We start from the raw sequence: 22,634 nt of genomic DNA on the forward strand, positions 1-22,634 counted from the left end.
TGTGGGCTGTTCGTGTGGGCTGAGCGGACTGCGGTGGTGCGGCGGCGCTCAGCGCTCGGCGCCGTAGGGCACCGGATCGCTCACACCGGCCGGAACCCGGGTGCGGGGCGCGGTGGACGCCGCGGCGGCCGGGCCGCCGGGCTCGGTGGCCGGGCCGGGCGCGGTGACCGTGGAGGGGAGGGTGAGGGTGAGCGGACCGCCGGCGGTGGCGGTCCAGCCGGAGAGCGCACCGGCGTAGGCGTCGCCGAAGCCCGCGTTGCCGCGCAGGGTGCCCGTGGGCATCGTCGCCGTCACGGCCACGCCGCCCGGGGCCTGGACGGTCACGGTGTCACCGACGCGGTACGCGGTGACCTGGCCGGCGTCGACCGCGCCGCGCCAGGTGGCACGGCGCTGCATCTCGACGCCGATGTCCTCCATGCGGAGGTTCACCACGGGCGTGCTCTCGTCGAACAGGGCGTCGTAGCCGCCCAGGACGCCGTCGAGGACCGGGTAGGCGATGCGGTCCTCGGCCAGGTTCGACTGGTGGATGAAGTGCGGCTTGGGATCGTTGGAGAGCACGTGTCCGAGCGCGATCCGCGTCTCCAGCGGCACGATGTGCCCGGCGTAGCCCGCTTCGGTGTCCAGCGGCGCGGGCAGGCAGGTGGAGGTGGCGGGGTTGTCCTCGCAGATGCCGCTGCCGCCCTGGGCGCGGCTGGTGTAGATCCAGTTGTACTCGTCGACCTGCTCGGCGGCCCGGCCGGCGTTGTAGAAGACGTTCATCGGATAGCGGGAGACGGTGGTGGCGCTGCCGACCTGCCGCTGCACGGGGTCGCGGGAGTTGTCCGAGGCGAGCCAGGCGATGCCGTTGTCCGCGAGGGCAAGGCCCAGGTTCGGGTTGTCCCCGGGCTGTTGCGGGGTGACCTTCAGGCCGGAGTGCTCGCCGGTGACCAACTCGTCGTCGTCCAGCGGAAGTCCGGCGCTCTCGCCCCAGACGCGGTTGGTGGCGATCTCGTCGGAGATCTCGTTCCGGCTCACCCACTGGGTGCTGCCGTCGGGGTTGGTCGCGCACTTCCACGGGACCACGCTGACGTCCTGCCGGCAGCCCAGGAAGGCGTGCGTGTAGGTGTGGTTGATCCAGCGGAAGTCGTCGCGGTCGGCGATCAGCTTGTCGGCGAGCGGGTCGGCGCCGTTGTTGTCCTGGCGGTGGTCGACGCTTCCGGAGCCGTTGTAGGCCATGTCGAGCGTGAAGTTCCGGCTGTCCTGCCAGGCGGTGGCGTGGTCGACGTCGGCCGGGACCATGCGGATCGGGTTGGGGGTGCCCTCGCCCGGCGGGCAGTCCACGTCGCCGGGGGTGCAGTTGAGCCGGGTGTCCCAGCGGTCGTCGGCGGCGAAGACGTCGTCGACGTGCACGGCGAAGTAGTTTCGGTCGGCGCCGAGATGCACCCCGCCGGTCATCCACTCCACGATGCCCCGGGCGAGCAGGCGGAACTGCTGCTGGTGCTGGTTGTAGACGAAGGTGACGACGAGTTCCCGGCGCCCGTCGTGCCGGTACTCGCCCACCAGGGCGCCCTTGGTCGCCCGCCCGGGTATCGCCGCCTGGACGTACGGCACGAAGTCGGCCCCCGGCGCGGGCGTCGACAGGTAGGCGTAGGACTCACCGACGGTGGGGGAGTTGTCCTCGAACGGGACGGCCCCCTCCAGGTATCCGAAGGGTCCGGCCAGCCCGGCCGGCGTCACCTCCGCGCTGACCCCGTCGACGCTCCCGGCGTACCCCGCGCCCACCGCGTACTGGAGCCCGACCTCGGGGCGCGCATAGGTGTAGGCGTCTACCTGGGGGATCGCGTACGTCCGCTCGTAGGAGGCGAGCGCGGTCATCTCGGCGGAGTTCGCCGGGAAGGGGTTGTCGTTGGGCAGGACGATGGCCTGGTACTTGGCGCGGGGCCGTCCGTCCACCGTGTCCGCCAGGAACCCGGCGTCGATCACGGGGCGGCCGGCGTCCTGGAGGTCGACCTCCGTGTACGGCGTGCCCGCGGTCTCCAGTTCGGCGGCGATGGCGTCGGTGGCCGGCCCTCCGTCGCTCACGACCAGGACGCGCAGATCGACGCGTGGGGCCGGGACGTCGGCGTGGGCCGGACCGGCCGACAGGCCGAGCGAGGCCGTCAGCGCGCCCACTGCGAGTGCCGTAGTGCGAATGGTCCGCTTCATGCGGTGAGATTCCCTCCCCCGGGCAGGGGCGGACGGGCTCCTCGCGGAACCCGCCCCACCCCGTGACCACGCCGTCGCCCCCCTGAGACGCCGGTCGTCGACGTTTCCGTCGCGTCACATAGTGAGGCGCGTGTGGAGCATTTGTGTGCCTGCTGCGGAACTTGACGGAAAAGCGCATGTGTCCATTTGCCCGGAACGGACGGCGCCCCGAGCCGTCGGCGGGTGCCGCGTTCCCCCCGGTGAACCGCGCCGGCAGGCCTGTGTACTGCTGCGAGCCGGCCGGAGGCGGACCGGAACTCCGGCCTCCGCGGCGCGCGGGTGTCAATGGTCTCGACCAGGGCGCTGACCGGTGCCGGAGCGAGATCAGGTCAACCCCCGCGGCGTCGCGCCGACGCCGCCCGGCCCGTCGTGGGCCGGACGGCGTCGGCGCTCAGCGCTCGGGGAGGTGTGCGGTCAGGCGCACAGGACGCGGGTCTCGGGCGTGTAGACCGGGCCGCCGTTCACGCTCGTGCTGTCGCTGAACTCGGCGTAGTAGTACGAGTAGAAGCCGATGTTCCCGTTGCAGCCGGAGTCGGCGCCGACCTGCAGGGTCAGGGTGACGGTGCGGCTCTGGCCGGGCGGGATGGTGGCGCCGTAGTTGGTGCCGAGGTTCGCGGGCCCGGTGCCGGTGCACGGGACGGCGCCGGCCTCCGAGGCCAGGGTGCAGCCGGTGAAGCTGTACTTGAGGTCGGGTCGCTGGGTGGTCAGCCAGGTCGGGTCGATCGTCTGGTAGACGAACCAGATGTCGTACGTCCGGTTGTTCTTGATCGTCATCGACAGGTTCACCGTGCCGCCGGGCTGGGTGGTCGCCGCGTCGGTGGTGAACGTCAGCTCCGCCGGGGCGGGGTCGGCGGCGCTCGCGGAGGGCGCCAGGCCGAACAGGGCGAGCGCGAGGGCGATGATCGTGGCGAGGCCGAAGCGCCTCGTTCGTGTGGATCGCATGGCCCGGGAGACTAGGCACGGCCACGACGCACCGTCTGCACCGTGCGGAACGCCGTGCACACGGCTCGGCCGGAAGTGTGCGTACGGTGAAGGATGCGTGAGGGCGTCGTTACAAAGGGTGGTGGCCGGCGTTCCCGCATGACAACGCCCGGGTGGGCCCGGGGCGGCGCCCGGCCGTCCCCGGTGCCGCGCGCGGCCGTGTGCCCCGACGGCAATGGCGGATTCCGGGTGCCCGCCGGCAGCCCGGGCGGGCGGGGCCGCACACACGGCCCGCGCCGCCGCCTCGCCGGCCGCAGGTCAGGGGAGCCCGGTCGCCCGTGGGCGGCGGCGCGGTACCGCGCCGCCGGCGGGCGGGCGTCCAGCCGCCGTGCAGCCGCCCACGGCGCGGCGGCGGTCGCGTCAGGGGCGGGCGGTGCGGAAGGCTCCCGCCCGCGCCGCCGCGGCGGCTGCCTCGGCGGCCCGGTCCGCCGTGGCCTCGTCCAGGGGCTCGCCGGTGGTCAGCAGGCGGTAGTAGAGGGGGGCGGAGACCGCGCGGATCACCTCGCGGGTGTCGGTGTCCGCGGGCAGTTCGCCCCGCTCGACGGCCTGGCGGGCGCAGGGCTCCCACTCCGAGACGCGGATGTCGTAGAAGCGGTGGAGGGCGGCGGCCGTGCGGGTGTCGCAGGTCGCGGCGGCGATCACGGCCTTGAAGAGCGCCCCTTGGTGCGGGTCGGCCAGGGTGCGCGCGACCAGCCGGGCGTTCGCGCGCAGATCGCCGAGCAGGGTGCCGGACTCCGTGCGGGGCAGTGACTGCTCGGCCATGTCCGCGAGCAGGTCCGCGACGAGGGTGGCCGGGGTCCCCCAGCGCCGGTAGACCGTGGTCTTCCCGACCTCGGCGCGCCGCGCCACGTCGGCGAGGTCGAGGCCGGCCAGGCCGTGCTCGGCCAGGGCGTCGCCGGCGGCCCGCAGGACGGCGGACCGCACGCGCGCGGTCCGGCCGCCCGGGCGGGCGGTGCCCGGCCCGATGTCTTCGGACGTCATAACGGTACTCCGGTTCCATTAACGAGAGGCTTGCTGTTAGCCTGTGGACATCTTAACGGAACGCAAGTCCCGTTAATGGTTGCCGTCCCGCGCGCTTCGCACCCATCGCGACGCGGCGGACGGCCGGACGAGGGGATGCGGTCATGGAACACAGGCGACTGGGAGCGTCCGGGCTCATGGTCCCGGCACTCAGCTTCGGCGCGGGCACCTTCGGCGGACGCGGGGAACTCTTTGGCGCCTGGGGCACCACGGACGCAGCGGAGGCGCGCCGACTGGTCGACATCTGCCTGGAGGCGGGAGTGACCATGTTCGACACCGCCGACGTCTACTCCGGCGGCGCGTCGGAGGAGGTCCTCGGAGCCGCCGTGAAGGGGCGGCGCGACCAGGTGATCATCTCGACCAAGGCCGGCCTGCCGACGGGCGACGGGCCCACCGAGGCGGGAACCTCGCGGGCCCGTCTGATCACGACCGTCGACCGGGCCCTGCGCCGGCTGGGCACGGACTACATCGACCTCTTCCAGCTGCACGCCTTCGACGCCGGGACCCCCGTCCAGGAGGTCCTCTCCACGCTCGACGACCTCGTACGGGCCGGAAAACTGCGCTACACCGGTGTCTCCAACTTCAGCGGGTGGCAGCTGATGAAGTCGCTGGCCGACGCGGACGCCCGGGGACACCAGCGCTACGCGGCGCACCAGGTCTACTACTCCCTGGTCGGCCGGGACTACGAGCGGGAGCTCATGCCGCTCGCCCTGGACCAGGGCGTCGGAGCCGTCGTCTGGAGCCCGCTGGGGTGGGGCCGGCTCACTGGCCGGATCCGCCGCGGCAGCCCGCTCCCGGCCGGCAGCCGGCTGCACGCCACGGCCGACTACGGCCCGCCCGTCGCGGACGAGCTCCTGTACCGCGTGGTCGACGCCCTGGACGCCGTCGCCGAGGAGACGGGCCGGACCGTCCCGCAGATCGCCATCAACTGGCTGCTGCGGCGCCCGTCCGTCTCCTCGGTGATCATCGGCGCCCGCAACGAGGAGCAGTTGCGGCAGAACCTCGGGGCCGTCGGGTGGTCCCTCACCGAGGACCAGGTGGCCAGGCTCGACGCGGCGAGCGCCACCACGGCCCCGTACCCCTACTTCCCCTACGAACGTCAGGAGGGCTTCGCCCGCCTCAACCCCCACCCCCTGCGGCAGGCGGCGGCACCGAGGGGCTGACGCGTGCTCCGGCGGAGCGGGAGCGGCATTGTCAGTGCCGTGCACAAGAATGCGGCCAAGCGAGATCAACACCGGCCGGAGCGGGTAGGCGGTCTCGAGTCCCTGTTCCGGAAAGGCCACAGCCGATGCCGCTTACCGTCGTCCACGCGCAGACCGCCCCCACCCGTGCGACCGGTCGACGCGGGTCCCGCCCGGGGGGCCCGCTCAGCCCCGCCGAGGCCGACGTCCTGCGGATCGTCGCCGATCCGCGTACCCCCGTGTTCGTCACCGTGCGCGAGGGCGGACGACGCAGATACAGCTACTGGCGGCCACTGGACTCCGCCACGGGCCGGGGCGGCTGCTACGCGGCGCTGCCCACCGCGGAGTGCGACAAGCTGCACGCCGCGGGCCGGATAGCCCTGGGCGAGCCGCTGACCGACCCCGCCCGCACCATCTACCGGGTCAAGGCGATCCGCACCCCGGCCGGGTCGGTGCGCGCGGTGCGGGACGGGGCATACGCGGCATGAGGGCGGCGAGACGAGGGGAGAGGCGCAGTGGATTCCGAACGTGAGGAAGCGGGGACGCCGCGGTCGCGCGACGCCGGTGGCGACCCGGCCGAGGAGAACCTCCTCGAGGGCCTGCGCGTCGACGAACGAAGGCCGGAGAAGCCCATCCTGCTCAGCGCGGAGGGTACGCCCGTCGACACCTGGCGGGAGAACCACCCCTACGACCGCAAGGTCCGCAGGGCCGACTACGAGAGACAGAAGCGGGTCCTCCAGATCGAGCTGCTGAAGATGCAGCGCTGGGTCAAGGAGACCGGGCAGCGGGTCGTCGTCCTCTGCGAGGGCCGCGACGCGGCAGGCAAGGGCGGCACCATCCAGCGCTTCACCGAGCGCCTGAACCCCCGCGGCGCGCGCGTGGTCGCGTTGGACAAGCCGACCGAGAGGGAGGCGGGGCAGTGGTACTTCCAGCGCTACGTGGCGCACCTCCCGGCCCGCGGCGAGATCGTCTTCTTCGACCGCTCCTGGTACAACCGGGCGGGCGTCGAGCGTGTGATGGGCTTCTGCACGGAGACCGAGTACCGGCAGTTCCTGGAGCAGACGCCGTTGTTCGAGCGTCTGCTGACCGACGACGGCGTGCTGCTGGTGAAGTTCTGGTTCTCCGTGTCCCGGGCGGAGCAGCGGACGCGTTTCGCGATCCGCCAGGTCGACCCGGTACGCCGCTGGAAGCTGTCGCCGACCGACCTCGCCTCGCTGGACCGCTGGGACGACTACACCGCGGCCAAGGTCGACATGTTCCGTGCCACCGACACACCGCACGCACCCTGGACGGTGGTCAAGAACAACGACAAGCGCCGGGGCCGGCTGGAGGCCATGCGCAGCCTGCTGGACCGCTGCGACTACCCGGCCAAGAACCTGGAGGCGGTGGGGCGGCCCGACCCGCTGATCGTGGGCGCCGCGGACACCCTGCTCGAAGCCGGTGAGGAACCGGTCGACCTCTCGCCGACCCCCCTGGCCGGACACGGCGACGGCCCCGGGACCCACCCGGACCGCACGGACTGACACCGGCGGGGCCCGCGCCGAATCCCTGCACCGGACGGACCGCCCTGCACCGGACCGGATCCGGGCACCGCCCGCCGGGCGCCCGCCCCGGTACGGCGGGCGCCCGGTGGGACGCGGTACGGATCAGTGCCTCAGCGGCGCCCGGAGCGCGGGATCCGACGCCGCCCGCCACGCCGAGGGGACCTCCTCCTGCCGTGCGTCGGCCCGCGCCCCCTCCCGGCCGTGCAGCAGCCCCCAGGTGAAGGCGGACTCTCCCGCCCCGTGGGCCGCCACCGCCAGCCCGCGCAGGGCGTCCTGGGCGACGACGGCGTCCTGGTGGTCACCGAGCACCTTCTGCACCGCCTTGGCACGCTTGCCCAGACGGGCGACGGGCTTGCCGAGTGCCGGACGCGCCACCTCCGCCGCGTAGCGGACCTTCTTGGCCGCCTTGCGTGCCTGGTGCAGCGCCACGTCGCGTGACGGCCCGGGCGGCAGCTCCAGCGCCCGGTCCATGCGCGCGGCGAAGCGGTCGTACTCCTTGAGGACGGCCTTGGCCGTGACCCGGCCCGGCTTGCCCCCGGCCTTCGCGCGCAGGGGCGGCCGCCGGACCAGGTCGTCCAGCGCGTCCAGCAGACGCACGTAGCGCGACGAGGCCAGGGCCTCGCGGGTGCGCGTCCGCGTCTCGTCGCCACCGGACACGTCCCACACCCGCAGCCGGGCGGCGACCGGACCGAGCACCAGATCGCCGGGCAGCTCGTCCAGGGCCGCGCCGATGCGTTCGCGCAGCACCTCCTGGTCCCGCGCCACCCCGAGCTCACCCGCCAGCCACCGCAGTTCCGCGCGGAGCGGATCGGTGGCCCGCCGGTCGAGCACGGACCGGTACGAGCGCAGACAGCTCCGCAGCCGACGGCACGTGACCCGCATCTGGTGCACACCATCGGGCAGGTCACGGCGGACCGCCGGGTCCAGTGCCACCAGCCTGGCGACCTGTTCGCGCAGGTACGCGAGCACATAGGAGCCCGAAGAGCCCGGGGCCGCCCCGGGCGAGGGGCGCGGCGCGGACTCGGGCTCCAGACCGGTCTCCCGCAGCGCCCGCACCAGCTTGGAAGGGCTGTCGGCCCGCGTGACGCCCTTCTTGCGCAGCTTCTTCTCCACCCGGTCGAGCAGGGTGGCGCTGGCGCCGTCGGCGAGCTCGACCTCCAGCTCGCTCCACTCGGCGTGGCCGCCGCCGGCCGACAGGGAGTCCGCGCGCACCTCGTCGAGGCTCAGCTCGGCGAGCACCGCGCCCTCGGTGTCGCGCAGGTGCCGCAGGGAGCGGGTCGACCGGATCCGCACGACCGGAAGCAGCCGGGCACCCCGGGTGCGGGAGAGGACCAGGTCGCTCAGCTCCTCGGGCACGTCGTCCGACAGCGGTGCCCGGACCTCCTCCCGGCTGTCGCCGCCGAGCGGCAGCTTGAGGTGCCAGCCGGCGTCCGCTCCGCCCGTCCGGCGGCGCAACGTCACCGACGCCCCGGCCAGCCGCAGATCCGCGGTGTCGTAGTAGACCGCGTCCAGTTCCTCGGGCCCGGCCGCCGTGACCGAGGCGACGGGGCCGACACCGGTGAGGTCCGGCAGCCCGTCGGCGCCGGAGGCGGCCGGCTCGTACTTTCGCTCTGTCTCGCGCTTCGACTGGCTCATGTGGTGAGCGTCGACACGATCCGCCGGATCAAACCCCCCACGCGCGGCCGACCGGAGCGATCCGGACGGGACGTTCTGTCAGCCGTTCGGGAGCCAGGGGCGCGGATCCGTGTAGAAACCGTCGAGCACGACCTCGAAGTGCAGGTGGGGGCCGGTGGACAGGCCGGTGGACCCGACCCGGCCGATCGGCGTTCCGGCCTCCACCGCCCGGCCCACGGCTGCGTCCAGGGACGACAGGTGGCTGTAGGTGGTCTCCAGCCGCTTGCCCTCGATGGTCCCGTGGTCGACCACGACCCGGTTGCCGTACGCGCTCGTGTACGCGGCGAACACGACGCGGCCCCGCCGGGCGGCGACGACCCGCGCTCCCTGGGGCGCCGCGAAGTCCACGCCCGTGTGCAGCTTGGTCACCCCGGTCAGCGGGTGCTCTCGCGAGCCGTAGGGCGAGGTGATGGTCAGCGGGCTCACCGGCGCGGCCGGCAGCACCCCCGTCGCCGTGCCCGCACCGCCGCCGGAGTCGGCCCGGTCGAGCGCCTCGTACCGCGGGAGCAGGGCCCGGACCTCGGCGAGGTAGGTCTCGGCCGCCGGCGGCACCCGTCCCGCCCCGGCCACGGCGTCCCGCCCCGTCGCGAACGCGGCGAGGGTGAGGTCCACCAGGTCCCCGTTGACCTTGCCCTCGGTGCGCAGTTCGGTGATGTCGTCCGCCAGGGAGCAGTCCCGTCGGCCGAGGGCCATGATGGCGTCCGCCGGGTCGTGCGGTGACGCCTCACCGCTGCCGTCGTCGTCCCGTCCCCAGGTCCGCCACTCGGCGTCGGTGAAGGCGGCGATGCCCTTCTGGCCGGAGAGGGCGTCGGTGTCGTCGCTCCAGCCCGAGAGCTGGTCGATCTGGGCGGCCAGCACGGACGGCGTGAGCACCGTGCAGGTGGAGGCCGCCTGGCGCAGCCACGGGACGTAGGAGGGGTCGATGCCGACCGAGGCCGCCCGGTCCGCGTCGGGTTCCTCGGGCCACGGCGACGGCAGGCCGCCGGTGAGCGCGAGGAAGGCGGCCACGCCGGTGACGGTGAGCAGCCCCGGGAGGAGCAGCAGGGTGAGGAGGAGCGGTCCGCGGCGCCTCCGCCTCCCGGCCCGCTCCGGCCGCTCTTCCCGGCCCGGCCCCGACCCCGCCCCCGGCGGCTGCGGCACCTGCTCCGGTCGCTCCGGGGGCCCTCCGTCCGTGGTGTCGGCGGCTTCCGCCACGGACAGCCGTTCGTCGTTCACCTGGGCGCTCGCCGGGACCTGGTACTCACGAAGGGACGCTAACGCCCCGCTTCGGGGACGTCAGGAGACCCCGAGGCAGAAGAAGCTGCCCGAACGGGCAGGGCCGGCGCCGTGTCCGACCGTCCGGGGCGGCCGCGGGCGTGACCGGTTCCCGGCGGTTCGGGACGGGCCGGGGCTGGCAGGCGGTGGGCCGGTCCGATAGCTTGCTCGTGCGGCCCCGCGTTCTCCCCCGTACGCGGGGCCGCACCAGTCCCCGGCGCCGGCCACCGGCGCCCGACCGGTCCGTCGACGAGCACCGTCCGGGCCGTCGACGAGCACCGTCCGGACGGTCGACGAGCACCGCCCGGTCCGGTCATGAGCACCGCCCGGCACACGCGTCGGGCGTCGGTCGGGACCACCACGCCGGTACGGCGGGCCCGTTGCGGGGCCCCGGCACGCGGCGGCGCTCATGGACTCCCGCCCCGGGGGCACCTGATCACCGTCTGAACTCCCGCCCCCGGGGCACCTGATCAGCGTCCGAGGGTGCGTCCGGCGCATCCGCCGCTTCCGGCGCGCGACCGGCCATGGTGCGTCGGCCGCGGGATGCCCGGGAAGGATGGGGTGAGCCGGACGGGAGGCGTGATCACCTTCCGGGGCCGGTGCTGGTAGCGTCGCGTGGTCGCGGCGGGCGGCGCGAGAGAGGTGTCGGTGCGTGGGTGAGCGGCAGGACCGTGAGTGGGTGGCGATGACCCCGGGCGATTTCGACCTGGAGGCGCCACTGGTCCTCAACGTGGGCACCGGGCCCGCCCCCGTTCCGGCCGAGCCCGACGAGTACGGCACGGCCCCGCTGTTCGGGGACTCGGATCCGGCGCCCGCCCCCAGCGCCCCCCGCCGCAAGCGGCGGGGACAGTCCCGCCCCGCGCAGGAGCGGCTGTTCTGACCGTCCCCGCCGGGGATCAGGACGAGGGGACCTCGTCGACGAACGCCGTACCGGCGCCCCGGTAGGCGGCGACCTCGGCGGCCACCTGGGCCGGGGTGAGCACCTGGTCCTTGACGTGCAGGACGTAGTCGACCTGTTGGTCGTAGGCGCGCGGGGTCGTCGACGTCTGGCCGTTCAGGTCGATCAGCCACTGGTTGAAGTTGATCGACATCGGCCGCTCGGGCAGGTACTGGGCGTCATGGGTGCCGAAGTGCTGCCCGTCGACGTAGTACGTGATGGCACTGTTGTCGATGGTGACGACGAGGTCGTGCCAGCCGGCGTAGCTGACGCGCTGCTCCGAGTGCTGGTTGACGGCCTGCCAGGGATCGGGGTTGTAGGTCTCCCAGGAGGTCGTGTACAGGATGTTGGACGGCTCGCCCCACCCGCCGTTCGGCAGGTACTCGAAGTCGTACTCGGCGTAGTCGTCGGCCATCGGGGCCTTGAGGTCGTTGATGGTGAAGAACGTCTGGACCAGGTGGTCCCCGTCGGGTCCGAGCTTCGGGGCGTCGGAGAACTTCACCCGTGCCGCGTAGGTGCCGTTGCGGAACTTCGTGGCCTTGGTGAGTACCTCCGTGTGCGTGGTGGAGGCACCGGTGCCCGCCGTGGAGGTCTCCAGGTTCATCACCGAGTTGCCGCCGGCGGAGACGAAGGTGACCTTCGACGGGTCCCAGGTGGCGCCCGGGACGCCGGGTCCGCCGGAGTTCGACCGCACGCTCCAGCCGTGCGCGGAGATCGCGGGGTCGGTGTGCGAGCTGTAGGCGAAGTCGTCGAACAGGGCCTGCCCGCCACCGGGCGGGTCCGTCGGGTCGGGTGGATCCGTCGGCTCCGTGGGGTCGTTGCCCTCGGGCGCCGCGCCCCACACGGTGGCGCCGGCGAACTGGGCCGTGACCTTGTCCCAGTTCGCGTACGAGGTCTGGGCGCCGTTGAAGGAGTAGTCGTCGCTCTGCCGGACCGTCTGCCAGCTGGTCTGGTGGAAGCGCACCTGCATGTCACCGGTGTCCGCGCCCGGCGCCAGTGTCCCGGCCGCCGGTGTGAAGCCGATCTCCAGGTAGCGGTCGGCCGTCGCGGTGGGCTTGCCCAGGGTGCCGAACGTGCCGGTGAGGGCGGAGCAGCCCCGTACCGCCCAGGAACAGGCGAAGCGGTACGACGCGTTCGGTGAGTCCGCCTTGAAGTAGTAGCGGACCTTCACCTGACTGAGCTGGACGGCCGAGGAGCCGGTGTTGCGGATCTTCAGCCAGGGCTCCGTCTGGTCGGCGGTGGCTCCGCCCGCGCTGGTGCGGTACTGGACGGTGAGACCGGCGGCGGAGGGGGCCGCCTGGGCCGCGGGGAGTGCGGTCAGGGCGCCGCCGCCCAGGAGGGCCGCCAGGGCGAGCGCCAGACGGGCGCGGCCGACGGTGGGTCGGGTTCTCATCCGGGATCCTTTCGGTGTGGCTCCCGCGGGTGCGGAAGCATCGGTGAGGTGCGTGAGTGGGGGAACGTCGAGGCCGCCGGGGCGTTCGGCGGGCCGCCGCCGGTCAGCGGAGGCCGCCCACGCTCGGGGGCGCCGGGACACCGGCCGGCGGGCCGGCGTGCGGGACGTCCAGGGCGTCCAGGCGGGCCCGGTGGCCCGCCAGCCGGGCGGTGAAGTCGAGCCAGCCGGAGCCGCCGTCCCAGACCTGCTCGGCGAGGGCGCACAACCGCGGGTAGGTGAGGTACTCGATGTGCTCGGGCGTCCGGACGAACTCGGTCCACAACTGCCCCTGGGCGCCGAGCACCCGTGCCGCCACCCGGGGGTCGGGGGTCGGGGGGACGATGCCGACGTCGTACACGGCACGCAGGTCGACGACCGGGCCGGGCTGGGCGGGCGGTTCCTGCGGGCCGTGGGTGCGCGCGTAGTCGAAGTAGGTGGCCCGGTGGTCGGCGCGGACGACCTGGTGCCCGCGCTCGGCCGCGGCGCGGGCGTGGCCCGGCTCCCGCCAGCTCATCACCGTGCACTCCAGGGGAAGCGCGACACCGCTCTCGGCCCACACGACCGGACGGCGGCCGGCGCCCACGAGGTGCTCGGCCATGCGAGCGATGAACCACGGGTGCAGCGCGCGGGGCCCCGGCAGCCCCTCGCGAGCGGCGCGGGCCCGTGCCGCCGGGCTGCGCTCCCACTCCGTCGTGGGGCACTCGTCGCCGCCGAGGTGGACGTACGGCGAGGGGAAGACGTCCATCACCTCGTCCAGGACGGTGCGGAAGAAGTCGAGGACGTGGTCGTCGGTCCCGAGGACGTTCTCGCACACGCCCCAGTGCGTCCACACGTCCAGGCGGCGCGAGGGGTCGGTGCCCAGCTCGGGGTGGGCGGCCAGGGCGGCGCGCACATGTCCGGGCACACCGGTCTCCGGGAGGACGGTCACCCCCCGCTCGGCGGCGTACGCGACCAGGCCCCTCAGCTCCGCCCGGGTGTACGCGCCGCCGTGCGGCACACCGTCGAAGCGGTCACTGCCGGCGGGGCCCACCATCGACTCCGTCCGCCGCCCACCGACCTCGGTGAGCCGGGGGTGGGCGGCCACGGGCATCCGCCAGCCCTGGTCGTCCGTGAGATGCAGGTGGAAGACGTTCAGCTTGTGCAGCGCCAGCAGGTCGACGTAGCGCCGCAGGTAGGACACCGGCTGGAAGTGCCGGGCCACGTCGAGCATGGAGCCGCGCCAGGCGTGGCGGGGCACGTCGGTGATCTCCACGGCCGGAAGCTCCCACGGCACACCGCGCACCGGCCGTCCGGACAGGGCGGCGTAGGGCAGGAGCTGCCGTACCGTCTGCACGCCGCGCAGGAGCCCGGCGGGGCGGGCAGCGCGCAGCAGGGCCCCCTGGGAGCTCACGGTCAGTCCGTAGCCCTCGTCGCCGAGGCCGGTCAGGGCGGGATCGACGGCGAGCACGAAGGCGCCGTCGGCGGCCGTCTCCAGGCGCAGTCCGGTGGCCGGGGTGAGGAGGGTGCGCAGCAGGGCCGCCGCGGGTTCGGCTCCCGGGGTGACCCGCAGCCGGGTCGTGGCGTCCAGCCGGAGGCGGCCGGAGCGGGTGGAGAGGCGGCGGGGGCGGGGGACGAGGGCCAGTTCGGGGCGTGGCAGGTCCACGGGACGGCTCCGTTGCTCGGCGGTGCACGGTGGGACGGGGACGCAGTGCGCGGTCAGCCCTTGACGCCTCCGGAGGCCAGTCCGGCGGTCACATGGCGCTGGAGGGCGAGGAAGATGACCAGCGCGGGCAGCGCGAAGAGCGTGGAGGCCGCCATGGTGGCCCCCCAGTCGGTGCCGAAGGTCGACTGGAAGGAGGAGAGCCAGACCGGGAGGGTACGGCTGTCCTGCTGCTTGATGATGAGGAAGTTGGCGTAGGTGAACTCGTTCCAGGCGGTGATGAAGCCGAACAGCGAGGTGGCCATCAGGCCGGGTGCCAGCAGCGGGAACGCGACCTTGCGGAAGGCGCCGGCCCGCGTGCAGCCGTCGACCTGCGCGGCCTCCTCCAGTTCGGGAGGGATGCCGGCGATGAAGCCGCGCAGCACGACCACCGTGAACGGCAGGGTGATCATGAAGTAGATCAGGGTGAGCGTCGGGAGCCGGTCGAGCATGCCGGTGTCGCGGGAGATGATGTAGATGGGGATGATCAGTGACTCCCAGGGCGCCATCTGCGCGATGAACACCGCGAGCACGAACTGCCGGCGCCCCCGCCAGCGCATGCGGGCCACGGCGTAGGCGGCACCCAGGGCGACGAGCAGGGCGAGCAGTACGGCGCTGAGGGTGACCAGGATGCTGTTGCGCCAGAACAGCGCGAAGCCGTCGGCGCCGACCGCTCGCCGGAAGTGGTCGAGGGTCCAGGCGCGGGGAAGCAGCCGGGGGTCGTACGACTGGATGTCCGGGGACGGCTTGAACGCGGTCGTGACCATCCAGTACACGGGGAAGAGGCAGACGACCACGGTGAGCGCGGCGGCGGCGTTGAGGGGGAGGCGCCGGACGGCCCGGCGCACCGAGCGGCGCGTGGTGCTCACAGCTGCTCACCCTCCTGACGGAAGAGTTGGCGGAAGTAGACGACGAGGACGCCGCTCATCAGCAGGACCGTGAGCATCGAGGCCGCGGAACCCAGGTCGTAGCGCTGGCCGGCCAGTGCGGTCTGGACGGCGTACACGGGCAGGATGGTGGTGGCCTCGCCCGGCCCGCCGCGGGTCATCACCCATCTGCACGAACGCCTTGAACGTCCAGATCACTTCGAGCGACAGGACCAGCATGAAGATCGGCCGGATGAGCGGGAACGTCACGGAGCGGAAGACGCGCGTGCCGCTCGCGCCGTCCATCCGGGCCGACTCGTGGAGTTCGGCCGGCACGGTGATCAGAGCCGAGTAGAGGGTGATCGCGGCGAACGGCACGGACTGCCAGACGATCAGGAGCACGACGATCGCGAACGCGCTGCCGCCGTGCGCGAACCAGGTCCGTCCCTCGTACGAGTCGAACCCGAGGCCGGTCAGGGTCTCGTTGACGATGCCGAACTCGGAGTGGAACAGCCATTGGAAGACGGTGGTGGCGGCGACCACGGGCACCGCCCACACCAGGACGAGTGAACTGAGGACCACGGTCCTGGCCACCCTGCCCAGCCGCTCGGCCATCAGCGCGACCAGCGTCGACAGGACCATGATCGCGACGACGTTGACGGCCATGAACACGAAGGTCCGGCGCACCACCTCCCAGAACTGCGGATCGCTCAGCAGCGTCCGGTAGTTGCGCAGTCCCACGAAGTCGGCGTCGCCGAGGATCAGCTGGCGCAGCCGGAAGTCCTGGAAGGAGATGAGCACGGCGCGGGCCAGCGGGTAGACCAGCAGATAGAGCATGCCGAGCAGGGCGGGCGCGATCAGCAGGTACGGCCAGAGGGATCCCCGGCCCGCCCCGCCCGCCCGTCCGGCGTCGCGCGGTGGTGGGCGGCGGCTGACGTCGCGCGGCACGCCGCGCTCGCGGACGGTCGACACGGTGCCTCCTGGTCCTCGGAGTGTCGGGTCGGCTGCGGTCAGGAGCCGCTGTTGAGCGTGTCGGTGATCGTGCGGGACGCCTTCGCGGCCTCGGACCCGGCGTCACCTCCGGTGAGGACGGCCGTCATGTACTCCTTGACCGGGTTCTTGGCCTCGACCGCCGCCCACTGGGGTGTGTTGGGGGTGGCGTGGCCGCCCGCGGCGCCGGCGGCCATGGCCGCGGTACCGGGGTCGGCGGACACGGCATCCGCGAGAGTGGTCTTGTTCGGCACGTAGCTCATCGCGACCGCGAGCTTCTTCTGCCAGGCGTCTCCCGTCAGTTCCCGGATGAAGGTGAAGGCCTCCTCCTGGTGTGCGGCGACGGCCGGGACGACGAGGTCGGAACCACCGGTGAAGACGGCGCCCGGCCGTTCGGCGCTCTTGCCGGGGATCGGGAAGAAGCCCAGCTTCCCCTTGAGTTCGGGGTTCGTCTCCTCGATGACCTTCGCACCGCCCGGGACGGCGATGATCTGGGCGACCTGCCCCTTGGCCATGACCTCCGCCTGCGGCGGCTGCGCCTCGTCCGAGTCCTTCGGGCCCTTGCCGAGGGCCTGGAGGCGCTGGTAGAAGTCCATGGCCCGCAGCGCCTCGGGAGTGTCGAGGCCGCCCTTCCACCGGCCGCCCGACTCGGTGGCGAGGTCACCGCCCTCGTCCCAGACGAAGCCGGAGAGGACGTACCAGTTCTGCCCGGGCAGGTAGATGCCCTGCGTGCCGCCCCGGTTCAGCTTGCCGGTGGCGGCGATCCACTGCTCCCGGGTCTTGATCCCGGCGGCGTCCACGCCCGCCTGCTCGAAGAGGTCGGTGCGGTGGATCACGACCCGGTTGGCGGCGTAGTACGGGATGCCGTACTGCCTGCCCTCGTACGAGCCGGGCTCCGCGAGGCCCTTGAGCCAGCTGCTCCCGCCGAGCTCGTCCACCCGGTCCGTGAAGTCGGTGAGGCCGCCGCTCTGGGCGTACTGGGCGACCTGCGTGTTGCCGACCTCGATCACGTCGGGGGCGTCGTTGCTGGCCAGCGCCGCGGTGACCTTCTCGCCGATGCCCTCCCACTCCTGGATCTGGATCTTCAGGTCGATGTCGGGGTGGGACTTCTCGAAGCCCGCCTCGAAGTCCTTCTGGAAGTCGGCCGAGACGCTGTCGCGCATCAGCCACACGTCCAGGGCGGTCGGGCCGTCGCCGGCGCCGTCCGAGGTGTCACCGGACGAGGAGCAGCCGGCGAGCCCGGCGCTGAGCACCAGCGTGGAGAACAGGGCGAGCGAGCGGTACTTCACGGTTCACCTCTGGGAGAGCTGGAAGGGACGACGAGCCGGCGGGCGACGAGCCGAAGGGACGGCCCACCCGCACTTGACCAGTAGGGGCCCAGAGGCTTACCAGTCGGCGTTGGATGAAGGTGGCATGGACCAATGAGGCCGTCAACCCCTCGCGTATGCACGGAACTTGGGCAGAAGATCGCGTTGCGTGGCTGGTTTGCCACCGACCTGGACAGGTAAGCTCTGCTGACCAGCAGACCAGTTACGGGAGTACCGCATGGAGATCGACGCCGCCGCCTCCGGAGCGGTGCTCAAGCGCGAGCGTGTCCGGGATGCCGTCCTGGAGCTCATCGAGGAAAGGCGCCCGGGTGACGCGATCCCCTCCGAGCGCGCCCTCTGCGCCGAACTGGGGGTGTCCCGGCCGACGTTGCGGGCCGCGGTCGACGAACTGGTGATCGCCGGCCTGCTGGTGCGCGAGCACGGCCGGGGCATGTTCGTCGCCGCCGAGAAGATCACCCAGGAGCTGGTCTCGGACCGGCGGGCCTTCAGCCTTCCGCAGGCCGCCGGCGCCTGGACCAGCAGGCTCCTGGAGGTCCGCACCCTGCCCGCGGGGGCCCGGGTGGGCCGCAAGCTGCGCATGTCACCGGCCGCGCGGATCCACTACGTGGCGCGCCTGCGGCTGGTCGACGGCTCGCCCATGGCCATCGAGTACCTGCACGTGCCGGCCGACCTCGTATCGGACCTGACCAGTGAGGAACTGGAGCAGGGCGACCTGTACGAGCACCTGAGCGAGCGGCACGCCGTCCGGGTCAGTGAGGCCGTGCAGTCGATCGAGCCCACCGTGGTGACCCGTGCGGAGGGCGATCTGCTCGACGTGCCGGAGCTGTCCCCGGCACTGCTCTTCGAGCGCCTGACCACCGACACGCGCGGACGTCCCGTGGAGTACGTGCACTCCCTCTACCGCGGCGACCGCTACCGCATCGTCTCCCGGCTCACCCTGGGCCCGAGCGACCAGGCCCCGCCTCCGCGCGAGGGCCATCACCCGGGCATCCCGCCGGGTGACTTCACCAACAAGGACCCCGTGACGCTCTCGACGCGTGGAGTGGTGCAGGACGGTATGTGACGCCGTCGGTGCGCGGAAGTGCTCGGAACTGCTTTGTATCAAGCACGTATTGACATGAACGGGCAGAGACCGCAGAGTCATGCCCCGAACCTGCTCGACCGCGCCCGACACTGCCCCGCCCGTGATGCCGACCGCCCACGAGGAGTGTTGCCGTCATGTCCGAAACACCCGCTGTCTCACGCCGACTGCTCCTGGGCGGAGCCGTCGCCACCGGCGCCCTCGCGGCCGGGATGACCGCGTCGCCCGCTTCGGCGGCGGCCGAGCCGGCACCCCGCCGCGGGCCCGGCCAGAAGTCGATGATCGGCGTGCCGTTCGAGGCCCACCGAACCGTCCGCGTCGGTGTCATAGGCCTCGGCAACCGGGGCGGCGGCATGATCACCGGCTGGGCGGCCGTGCCGGGCTGCACCGTGACCGCCGTCTGCGACATCCGCGGCGACCGCGCCGAGCGCGCCGCCGACCGGCTGGAGAGCAAGGGCAACCCGCGCCCCGCCGTGTACGGCGGCTTCGCCGATTCCTATGCCCGGATGCTCCGGCGCGACGACATCGACCTGGTGTACATCGCCACACCCTGGGAGTTCCACTACGAGCAGGGCAGGGCCGCGCTGCTCAGCGGCAAGCACGCCATGGTGGAGCTCCCCGTCGCGACGGAACTGCGCCAGCTGTGGGATCTCGTCGACACCTCCGAGCGCACCCGCAGGCACCTGTTCCTCTCCGAGAACTGCAACTACGGCCGCAACGAGCTGGCCATGCTCAGGGCGGCGCACGACGGCCTGTTCGGAGACCTCACCAACGGCCACGGCGGCTACCTCCACGACCTGCGCGAACTCCTCTTCTCCGACACCTACTACACCGACTCGTGGCGCCGGCTCTGGCACACGCGCAGCACGGCCTCCTTCTACGCCATGCACGGGCTCGCCCCCATCGCGGCCGCCATGGACGTCAACCGCGGCGACCGCATGACCACCCTGCGCGCCACCGCCACCGCCCCGAGAGGGCTGGCCGACTACCGCGCACGGTTCGTGCCCCGCGACCACCCCTCCTGGAAGGAGACCTACGTCAACGGGGACCTGGTCACCTGCATGATCGAAACGGCGCGGGGCAGGACGATCCGCGCGGAGCACGACGTGAGCTCGCCCCGCCCCTACAGCCGGATCAACACCCTCGCCGGCAGCCGGGGGATCGTCGAGGACTACGCCGGGCCCGCTCCGACCGGCGCCCGCATCTACGTGGAACCGGACCACAGCGGCCACACCTGGCGCGATTTCGAGGGCTACCGCAAGGAGTACGACCACTGGCTGTGGCAGAAGGTCGGTGACGACGCCGCGAACAACGGCGGGCACGGCGGCATGGACTACGTACTGCAGTGGCGCACCGTCCAGTCGATGCGGGCGGGGCTGGTACCGGACATCGACGTCTACGACTCGGCCGCCTGGTGCTCGCCCGTCCCCCTGAGCGTCATGTCGCTGGCCAGGGACGGCCGTCCGGTGGAGATCCCCGACTTCACCCGGGGCGCCTGGCGTGAGCGCCGGCCCGGCCTCGACTCGACGCCCACCGAGATGCCGCCCGTCGGCTGAGCGCACGAGCCCGGGCCACGGCACACGGCGAGCAGCCGTGTGCCGTGCCGGCGCCCACCGCGGCGCTCCCGCCGGGGTCGCCGTCGACGACACCGCGGCGCTTCGGCCGCGGCCACCGTCAGCGGACGCGCAGGCGGCCCAGCCCCTCCAGCGTCCGGGCGGCACCGTGGGCCAGGCCCGGCCGCTCACGTACGAAGCGCCGTGCCGCACGCACCGGCTCCCGCCCCAGCCGGTGGACGGCGCCGCCCACCCCCGCGCACACCACCGCACCCTCGTGCACCGTCAGGTCCCGGGTCTTGAACGACTCCTTGTAGCGCGCCGGCCCGCTGCCCAGGTCGACCAGGCCGATACCGTCGGCCGCCGCCGCCTCCAGCATCCGCAGGTGCAGCAGCAGGCCGGGGGAGTACTTGCCGTAGGCGGGGTCGTACGCCGGGAACCACCAGGACAGCACCGTGCGCGACCGCAGCCCGAAGTGGGCCGCCACCGGCCGGCCGGCGGCATAGAGCACGGACAGCACCCCGCGGCACCCGGGGTCCTCGCTCCGGGCGAGGATGTCCACCAGCCGGGTGATCCAGGCCTGGGCGAACCGGTCCCGTCGGCCGGTACGCCGGTACTGGGCGGACTTCCACCGCATGAGCGCCCGTAACGCCCCGGGATCCGGCTCGTCGTACACGAAGCGCACCTCGCCGACCTGACGGGCGAGTCTGCGCTCCTTGGCGAGGGTCTGCCTGAGGAAGCCGGGCGAGGCGCGACGCAGGCTCTCGGCATACCGTTCGAATCCGGCACCGAGGTCGACGACCGGCGAGGCCAGTTCCTCGACCGCGTGGGGCACGAACAGGGCCTGGCCGGCTTCGAGGTTGTCGAACTCCCAGGACGACAGGCCGCAGGCGCGCAGCAGGGCGCGGGCGTCCGGACGGATGCCGGGCCGCAGCACCGCGCCCTGGCTGTCCGACACCCCGAGCCCGATGGCCCGTCCTCGGCCGGCGAAGGCCCGCTCGTGCGGGAAGTACCCGACCGGACCCGCCTCCTCCCGCAGCACCGCGACCCGTGCCCGCGGTCTGACCCGTCCGACCGCCACGGTGAACGCGGGGTCCATGAAGGGGTTCGCCGGGGCTCCGGAGGCGGCTCTGATCTCCCGCCAGATCTTGCGGTCGTCCGCGCCGAGCTCTCCCGGCACGATCACGTCTATGCGCTTTCCGGACATTCGTCCGCCTCCTGCGTCGTCGGAACTCTCCGGACACACGAAGGCCTGCTGGACACCGCGTCGCGGCGGGCGGTACACGGGCCGCGCGGCGCAGGCCTCGTCGGTACCGTCGCGGCTCAGCAGCGGAAGGTCTGCAAGTCGGCAGCGCTCCGCGCGGGCCCGTCCGCGCCCCGTCCGTGAGCCGGCGGCCGACGGAGGTCACCGTCGTCCCGTCCGACAGCGCGCGTCGGCGCCGGGGCGGGGACGGCGGCGCCGTCGGCCACCCTTCCCGCGGTCCGCGGCGAGCGGACGGCGACCTGGCGGAGTGACGGGTCCTCCTCGCCCGGGCACGGTTCCCCGGCCGTCTCGACCGCCGCCGCGACCACCACCACGTCGGCCGAGCCCGGGGCGGGCTCCGGGAGCGCGGCTCGCTGCGCGGCGAGGAGATGCAGCAGCGCCCAGGTCAGCAGAACTGCCGCCGCTGCCCATCGACACCGCACTGTCGCACCCCTGACCTGCCGCCCCGGCGGGGACCGACACCCGGCCGGAGACCGGACCGGTCCCCCGAACACGTCCGGCTCGACTCCAGTAGGCCCAGCGCCGTCCGCCCCGTCAAGACCGCGTGCGACGAACCGGTACGCCCGGCCCGGGTCCACGCCACGCGGTGCTCCGCCGGTGATCCGCACCCGGCGGCCACGGCGCGTGGACGCCGAGCGGTGCGCTACCGCTCCAGGACCGACTCCGGGCCCATCACGACGACCGGCTCCTTGTCCGGGTCCAGGGCGTTCAGCAACGCGCGCATGTGCTCCTCGCTCAGGGAGACACAGGCGTTCGTCGGTCCCTCGTGGTCGACGTGGATCCAGACACCGCCGCCCTTGTCCTCGCCCAGCGGCCGTGTCTTGTCCAGGGGGGTGGTGCCGGGCACGCGGTTGTAGTCGATGGCGATCACGTAGTCGAACGACCCCTCCAGCGGCTCCCCGAGATGCCCGGTCCCCGACACGGCGAACTCCGGGTCCTGGTCGTAGGGGAGCCGGGTGCCGGGGTTGGGGAGCCTCCCCCCGGCGTCGCTCAGACGGAAGACGCCGATGGGCGAGTGGAGGTCGCCCGCCTCGTGCTCCTCGGTCCAGCCGCGCAGGCCGTTGTGGGCGGACCAGGGACCGGCGACCGCGCGCCAGCCCTGTGCGGGGTGCTGCTCGTAGAGCACCACCCGCGCCCGGGACGAGGTGTGGGTCGCGCCCGTGACCACCAGGGCCTGCCGGGAGGCGTCGGGGATGCGGGCCCGCATGGCCGGGCCGAGTCCGGGAAGGGGGCTGGGGAACGAGCGCGGGGGAGCGGGGCGGGGCGATGTCGGCTGGGACGTGGATCTGCCGGGCTCCCGTGCGTCCCGCGGGGCCGCCTCCGGCTGCTGCCGGGAGCAGCCGGTTCCCAGCAGGCCGGTGCAGACGACAGCGCCGATCACCAGGGCCAGCGCTTTCCTGACGGTCATATCGATCTCCGACTCCGTTGTGTGGACTACTCATTGCTTGACCACTAACGGAACCGGGGTGTGCGGCCGCCTCGCCGTCTCCCCCGTATGGCTCAGGGAGTATCGCCTCCACGCTCCCGCCGAGCTCCCCGCCCGGGGCCCGGTGGGAGCGTGGAGGACGGCGCCTGCATCGGCGACCTCTCCGGTGACGCCCGCGGAGCAGGTCGAGGAGCGCCTCCCG

17 protein-coding genes and 1 pseudogene are annotated in these 22,634 nt (G+C 73.1%); 6 read left to right on the forward strand and 12 right to left on the reverse strand.

Going from position 1 to position 22,634, the window contains the following annotated elements; translation table 11 throughout:
- Positions 1 to 48 precede the first annotated feature (48 nt).
- The 3 genes from SAM23877_RS33185 to SAM23877_RS33195 form a co-directional block, all read right to left on the reverse strand.
- Positions 49 to 2,184, reverse strand: a complete 2,136-nt coding sequence (locus tag SAM23877_RS33185; RefSeq protein ID WP_053141263.1) for a hypothetical protein — start codon at positions 2,182 to 2,184, stop codon at positions 49 to 51.
- 453 nt (positions 2,185 to 2,637) lie between these two features.
- On the reverse strand, positions 2,638 to 3,165 hold the full coding sequence (locus SAM23877_RS33190; RefSeq protein WP_053141265.1) for a COG1361 family protein: 528 nt from the start codon (positions 3,163 to 3,165) through the stop codon (positions 2,638 to 2,640).
- 399 nt (positions 3,166 to 3,564) lie between these two features.
- Complete coding sequence (locus tag SAM23877_RS33195) at positions 3,565 to 4,185, reverse strand: TetR/AcrR family transcriptional regulator (RefSeq protein ID WP_053141267.1); 621 nt, start codon at positions 4,183 to 4,185, stop codon at positions 3,565 to 3,567.
- Between the two features lie 143 nt (positions 4,186 to 4,328).
- Between SAM23877_RS33195 and SAM23877_RS33200 the strand changes: the two genes are divergently transcribed.
- The 3 genes from SAM23877_RS33200 to ppk2 all read left to right on the forward strand — a co-directional run bounded on the left by SAM23877_RS33200 (position 4,329) and on the right by ppk2 (position 6,928).
- Complete coding sequence (locus SAM23877_RS33200) at positions 4,329 to 5,387, forward strand: aldo/keto reductase (protein ID WP_053141269.1); 1,059 nt, start codon at positions 4,329 to 4,331, stop codon at positions 5,385 to 5,387.
- Positions 5,388 to 5,512: 125 nt separating this feature from the next.
- Positions 5,513 to 5,893 carry a hypothetical protein gene (locus SAM23877_RS33205; RefSeq protein ID WP_053141272.1) on the forward strand — a complete coding sequence of 127 codons (381 nt, stop codon included), beginning with the start codon at positions 5,513 to 5,515 and terminating at the stop codon, positions 5,891 to 5,893.
- Positions 5,894 to 6,004: 111 nt separating this feature from the next.
- The gene (gene ppk2 / locus SAM23877_RS33210; protein ID WP_235614720.1) at positions 6,005 to 6,928 is read left to right on the forward strand and encodes a polyphosphate kinase 2; all 924 of its coding nucleotides are present in this window, start codon (positions 6,005 to 6,007) and stop codon (positions 6,926 to 6,928) included.
- Between the two features lie 123 nt (positions 6,929 to 7,051).
- On the opposite strand, the gene SAM23877_RS33215 is transcribed toward ppk2, so the two are convergent.
- Entirely contained in the window at positions 7,052 to 8,584 is a 1,533-nt protein-coding gene (locus SAM23877_RS33215; protein WP_053141275.1) for a CYTH and CHAD domain-containing protein, read from the reverse strand.
- A 78-nt stretch (positions 8,585 to 8,662) separates the two neighbouring features.
- Positions 8,663 to 9,838: a M23 family metallopeptidase gene (locus SAM23877_RS33220; RefSeq protein WP_053141277.1), complete on the reverse strand. Its 1,176-nt coding sequence runs from the start codon at positions 9,836 to 9,838 to the stop codon at positions 8,663 to 8,665.
- Positions 9,839 to 10,529: 691 nt separating this feature from the next.
- Here SAM23877_RS33220 and SAM23877_RS33225 point away from each other — a divergent pair.
- The gene (locus SAM23877_RS33225) at positions 10,530 to 10,757 is read left to right on the forward strand and encodes a hypothetical protein (RefSeq protein WP_053141278.1); all 228 of its coding nucleotides are present in this window, start codon (positions 10,530 to 10,532) and stop codon (positions 10,755 to 10,757) included.
- A gap of 16 nt (positions 10,758 to 10,773) precedes the next feature.
- Here SAM23877_RS33225 and SAM23877_RS33230 read toward each other — a convergent pair whose 3' ends face one another.
- The 5 genes and pseudogenes from SAM23877_RS33230 to SAM23877_RS33250 form a co-directional block, all read right to left on the reverse strand.
- Positions 10,774 to 12,207, reverse strand: coding sequence for a cellulose binding domain-containing protein (locus SAM23877_RS33230; RefSeq protein WP_053141280.1), 1,434 nt, complete (start codon positions 12,205 to 12,207; stop codon positions 10,774 to 10,776).
- 103 nt (positions 12,208 to 12,310) lie between these two features.
- On the reverse strand, positions 12,311 to 13,888 hold the full coding sequence (locus SAM23877_RS33235) for a beta-N-acetylhexosaminidase (protein ID WP_053141282.1): 1,578 nt from the start codon (positions 13,886 to 13,888) through the stop codon (positions 12,311 to 12,313).
- A 53-nt stretch (positions 13,889 to 13,941) separates the two neighbouring features.
- Positions 13,942 to 14,793, reverse strand: a complete 852-nt coding sequence (locus SAM23877_RS33240) for a carbohydrate ABC transporter permease (RefSeq protein WP_053141284.1) — start codon at positions 14,791 to 14,793, stop codon at positions 13,942 to 13,944.
- Positions 14,790 to 15,762: pseudogene (locus tag SAM23877_RS33245) on the reverse strand (carbohydrate ABC transporter permease). Before SAM23877_RS33245 ends, SAM23877_RS33240 begins: the two are co-directional and overlap by 4 nt.
- Before the next feature lie 38 nt (positions 15,763 to 15,800).
- Positions 15,801 to 17,069, reverse strand: a complete 1,269-nt coding sequence (locus SAM23877_RS33250; RefSeq protein WP_053141286.1) for an extracellular solute-binding protein — start codon at positions 17,067 to 17,069, stop codon at positions 15,801 to 15,803.
- 256 nt (positions 17,070 to 17,325) lie between these two features.
- Between SAM23877_RS33250 and SAM23877_RS33255 the strand changes: the two genes are divergently transcribed.
- Both SAM23877_RS33255 and SAM23877_RS33260 read left to right on the forward strand, forming a co-directional pair.
- Positions 17,326 to 18,171, forward strand: a complete 846-nt coding sequence (locus SAM23877_RS33255; RefSeq protein WP_053141288.1) for a GntR family transcriptional regulator — start codon at positions 17,326 to 17,328, stop codon at positions 18,169 to 18,171.
- A gap of 155 nt (positions 18,172 to 18,326) precedes the next feature.
- Complete coding sequence (locus SAM23877_RS33260) at positions 18,327 to 19,745, forward strand: Gfo/Idh/MocA family protein (RefSeq protein ID WP_053141289.1); 1,419 nt, start codon at positions 18,327 to 18,329, stop codon at positions 19,743 to 19,745.
- A 118-nt stretch (positions 19,746 to 19,863) separates the two neighbouring features.
- Here the strand turns inward: SAM23877_RS33260 and SAM23877_RS33265 are convergent, their stop codons facing one another.
- Together SAM23877_RS33265 and SAM23877_RS33275 are read right to left on the reverse strand one after the other, a co-directional pair.
- Positions 19,864 to 20,949, reverse strand: coding sequence for a GNAT family N-acetyltransferase (locus tag SAM23877_RS33265; RefSeq protein WP_053141291.1), 1,086 nt, complete (start codon positions 20,947 to 20,949; stop codon positions 19,864 to 19,866).
- Positions 20,950 to 21,649: 700 nt separating this feature from the next.
- Positions 21,650 to 22,414, reverse strand: a complete 765-nt coding sequence (locus SAM23877_RS33275; RefSeq protein WP_053141295.1) for a L,D-transpeptidase family protein — start codon at positions 22,412 to 22,414, stop codon at positions 21,650 to 21,652.
- Positions 22,415 to 22,634 lie beyond the last annotated feature (220 nt).

Origin of the sequence: Streptomyces ambofaciens ATCC 23877 (genome assembly GCF_001267885.1) — a bacterium.
GTDB lineage: Bacteria > Actinomycetota > Actinomycetes > Streptomycetales > Streptomycetaceae > Streptomyces > Streptomyces ambofaciens.